We start from the raw sequence: 4,458 nt of genomic DNA on the forward strand, positions 1-4,458 counted from the left end.
GTTGCTCCTCTTTATTTTCCTTTTGTTTTTCTGGAACATTGTTCTCTAAATTCAATGTATTTACTTCAAACTGTACTTGGTACTTATTATCATAGGCCATTGTTGGAATATAAATATGCATTCGCATATTATACCTTTTTCCTAATTCCCCTACTTCAAACTGAATCACTTTCGTTCCATTTTTCTTTTTATCTTCTGATATTACTTTCACATCATGAAACACACCTGGAGTATGAATATCCTCTGTTTTCAAGTATTGAAAGAAATCACTATCACTTAATGTTGCTGTTACAATTTTCTTTCCATTCTCAATTGTTAATTTCGGATCCTTTATATAAACAGCTGCCATAGACTCTTCATTCGTTTTATCTTTATACGCTTTAATAACAGCATCATATGTACCATCTTCTAAACCTTGTCCAGTTTTATTCGCCTCAATTGCTACTGCCGCTAAAGCAGGTGTTGAATAAACAGCAAACGGAAGTGATAACGCTGCCGCTATAATCATTGCATTTATACGTTTTCTTTTATTTTGTTTCAACTTTACATCTCCTCCGAAATATATAATTCGAAATGTAATCATTTCTCGAATAAATGATAATGATTTTCATTATCATTGTCAACTAGGAAAATAAAAAGTTTACAAAAAAAGAACCTCTTTAAAAGAGGTTATGCCATTTTCTCACCTGATTCTTCTCTAAAAAAGCTTTTCATCGCATGAAATACGTCTGCTTTTTGCTTTAAAATATAGTATCTAAAGTTTTCATCTTTAATATTTTTATAGGCTGACATGAGTGTACTATGGCGGTTGTACTGATTCACTTCCCCATACCCAAACATATTACACTTCTTCATTAGCTCTTCAACAAGTTTTACACATCTAGCATTATCTGATGTTAAATTATCACCATCTGAAAAATGGAATGGATAAATATTATAGCGGTCTGGTGAATATTTATTATCGATAAGTTCGAGTGCTTTTTTGTATACAGAAGAACAAATCGTTCCGCCACTTTCTCCTTTTGAGAAAAACTCTTCCTCTGGAACTACTTTTGCCTCCGTATGATGGGCAATAAATTCAATATCTACTGTTTCATACTTTGTGCGTAAAAATCTTGTCATCCAGAAAAAGAAGCTACGTGCCATATATTTCTCCCATATTCCCATCGATCCACTCGTATCCATCATCGCTAATACAACAGCTTTTGAATCTGGCTTTAATACTTCATTCCAAGTGCGGAACTTTAAGTCTTCTTGGTGAATTGGATGAAAAGATGCTTTACCACTCATTGCATTTCGTTTATATGCGGATATCATTGTTCTTTTCTTATCGATATTTCCCCATAATCCTGTTTTTCTAATGTCATTAAATTCAACATGTTCAATCCGGTTTTCATCCATTTCTTTTCTCTTTAAATTAGGCAGTTCTAACTCTCTGAAAAACGCTTGCTCTAATTCTAAAATAGAGACTTCAGCTTCATAGTAATCTTCCCCAGCTGCATCTCCTGCTCCTTGCCCTTTTCCTGGCCCTTTTTGTTTTTGACCACCTGATCCATCTCTCGCAACGACATCACCAACTTTGCTGTCACCGTTTCCTTGCCCAACATGTTTATTTTTATCATAATTGTATCTAATCTTATATTCATCTAGAGAACGAATTGGTATTTTTACAACATCCTTGCCATTAGACATAACTATACTTTCTTCTGTTACAAGATCGGGTAAATTATTCTTAATTGCCTCTTGTACTTTTTCTTGATGGCGCTGTTGGTCGTCATATCCTTTGCGATGGAGGGACCAGTTTTCCTGTGAAATCGTATAATTTGGTTGATTTTCTTCGCCCATTCCTTTCCCTCCTTACTGTAATTGTCTTCCTGTATGAACAGCAATCTATAAATTTTGTTCTGTAATGTGCAAGCTAGAATGTTTGAAAGGTAACTGCCCACAGAAAATCATCCCATAAACATTTATAACGTTTTTCATACAATACCCCGAGCATCCTAAACAAAATTTTGCCACTCACATAATAGAAAGAAATATTCAGCCACTGATAAGAAAGAAACACAATGCATTGTTGCACATATTTTTACTTTGCAACATATTGTATTGTGTTGGCTTTTTTCGTATGAATGGTTGGTTACTCTATCATATGCATATTGTAAAAATAATTGACAATAAATTCATAAAATTGCATCTTAATTTATTACATTTGGACAAGGTATGACACTTTATACACATATGAACGGATAATAAAACGCTGTCCCGCAAAATACAAGAGACAGCGTTTTGTTATCAAACTATCTGTTTAACAAGCTACCTACATAGCGTAGTAATTCATTTGCTGAAGAAGAATTATAGCCATGCTCATCAATTAAACGCGCAACAACATCATTGATTTTCTTAAGCTGATTTTCGTCCGGCGTTTTCGTTGACGTTGTAATTTTCACTATATCTTTTAAATCAGCAAATAGTTTTTTCTGAATCGCTTCACGAAGACGTTCATGTGAATTATAATCAAAGCGTTTTCCTTTACGGGCATAAGCAGAAATGCGAATTAAAATCTCTTCACGGAACGCTTTCTTAGCATTTTCTGAAATTCCAATTTGCTCTTCAATTGAGCGCATTAATTTTTCATCTGGACTCATTTCTTCTCCTGTTAACGGATCACGTAATTTCGATTTATTGCAGTACGCCTCGACGTTATCTAAGTAATTATCCATAAGCGTCTTAGCTGATTCTTCATATGAATAAACAAACGCTTTTTGTACTTCTTTCTTCGCGATTTCATCGTATTCTTTTCTCGCTAATGAGATGAAGTTCATGTAACGTTCACGGTCTTCATTACTAATGGATGGATGCTGATCTAGCCCATCTTTTAAAGATCTAAGTACATCTAACGCGTTAATAGATGGTACCTCTTTTCGAATGATTGTAGACGAAATTCGGTTAATGACATAACGAGGATCAATACCCTTCATACCTTCATCTTGATATTCGCGTTGTAATTCTTCTACATCAATCGCATTATAACCTTCTACCGTTTCTCCATCATACAAACGCATCTTTTTAATTAAATCAATATCCGGACGCTTCGGATCTTTTAAACGAGTTAAAATGGTGAACATTGCTGCAACGCGAAGTGTGTGTGGTGCAATGTGAACATTCGATACATCACTTTCACGAATCATTTTTTCATAAATATGTTCTTCTTCACTTACTCGTAAATTATAAGGAACTGGCATTACAATAATTCTTGAGTGCAATGCTTCATTTTTCTTATTTGCTATAAATGAGCGATACTCTGTTTCATTCGTATGCGCTACAATTAATTCATCTGCTGAAATAAGCGCAAATCTTCCCGCTTTGAAATTCCCTTCTTGCGTAAGCGATAATAAGTGCCATAAAAACTTCTCATCGCATTTTAACATCTCTTGGAACTCCATCATTCCTCGGTTTGCCTTATTTAATTCTCCATCAAATCGATACGCACGCGGATCTGATTCTGAACCATATTCTGCAATCGTAGAAAAGTCCAGACTACCTGTTAAATCTGCAATATCTTGTGATTTTGGATCAGACGGGCTAAATGTACCAATCCCTGTACGACGATCTTCAGAGAAGAAAATACGCTCTACAACTACATCCTCAATTCTTGATCCGTATTCTTGCTCTAAACGCATGACATTTAGTGGTGATAAATTCCCTTCAATTCTAACCCCATACTCATCAAAGAAATCATCTCGTAAATGATGTGGAATTAAATGCAGTGGATCCTCGTGCATTGGGCATCCTTTAATTGCAAAAATTGCTCCGCGATCTGTTCTTGAATATGTTTCTAATCCTCGTTTCAACATTGTAACTAACGTTGATTTCCCTCCACTAACAGGACCCATTAATAATAAAATTCTTTTTCTAACATCTAATCGTTTTGCAGATGGATGAAAATATTCCTCTACAAGACGTTCTAGAGCATCCTCTAATCCAAAGAGCTGATTACTAAAGAAGTTATACTTTCTTCTACCATCGACTTCTTCAATTCCAGCATCTTTTATCATATTGTAAATGCGAGAGTGTGCTGTTTGAGCCACCCATGGTCTTTCTTTCACAAGCTCCAAATACTCCGCAAACGTACCTTCCCATTGTAAACGCTCTTCTGCTGCTCGATGCTGTTCAATCTTTTTTAGAATATCCATTATAGCTCCTCCCCCATCTCCTTGTTCAATCGGATTATTATAAAAGGTATGCTAGGATGTCCTTAAACATTCTTTAAATCAAAACGAAATATATAATAGCACACTAAAATTCTCTCCAAAATTCAAAGAAAATTCTGTATAATATAGGTATTAACGTTTTTACACTGCTATTCATTATAAATAAATTCTTTTCTTCTAAGAACCTTACATACATTTTGGATAATAAATAAAACTCATGAACCGAAAAAAGTAAGGAGGATATTAG

3 protein-coding genes are annotated in these 4,458 nt (G+C 34.7%); all 3 read right to left on the reverse strand.

Annotation, left to right across the window (positions count from 1 at the left end):
• Positions 1 to 541 (reverse strand): NEAT domain-containing protein (locus tag ABWK52_RS25830; protein ID WP_353772225.1); only part of this gene is annotated, 541 nt, incomplete at its 3' end.
• Between the two features lie 128 nt (positions 542 to 669).
• A complete protein-coding gene (gene yhbH / locus ABWK52_RS25835) occupies positions 670 to 1,845 on the reverse strand; it encodes a sporulation protein YhbH (RefSeq protein ID WP_000503518.1) in 1,176 nt (391 codons plus the stop codon).
• A 452-nt stretch (positions 1,846 to 2,297) separates the two neighbouring features.
• Entirely contained in the window at positions 2,298 to 4,193 is a 1,896-nt protein-coding gene (locus ABWK52_RS25840) for a PrkA family serine protein kinase (RefSeq protein ID WP_000353273.1), read from the reverse strand.
• Positions 4,194 to 4,458 lie beyond the last annotated feature (265 nt).

The organism is Bacillus sp. AP50 (assembly GCF_040492675.1).
Classification (GTDB): Bacteria; Bacillota; Bacilli; order Bacillales; family Bacillaceae_G; genus Bacillus_A; species Bacillus_A cereus.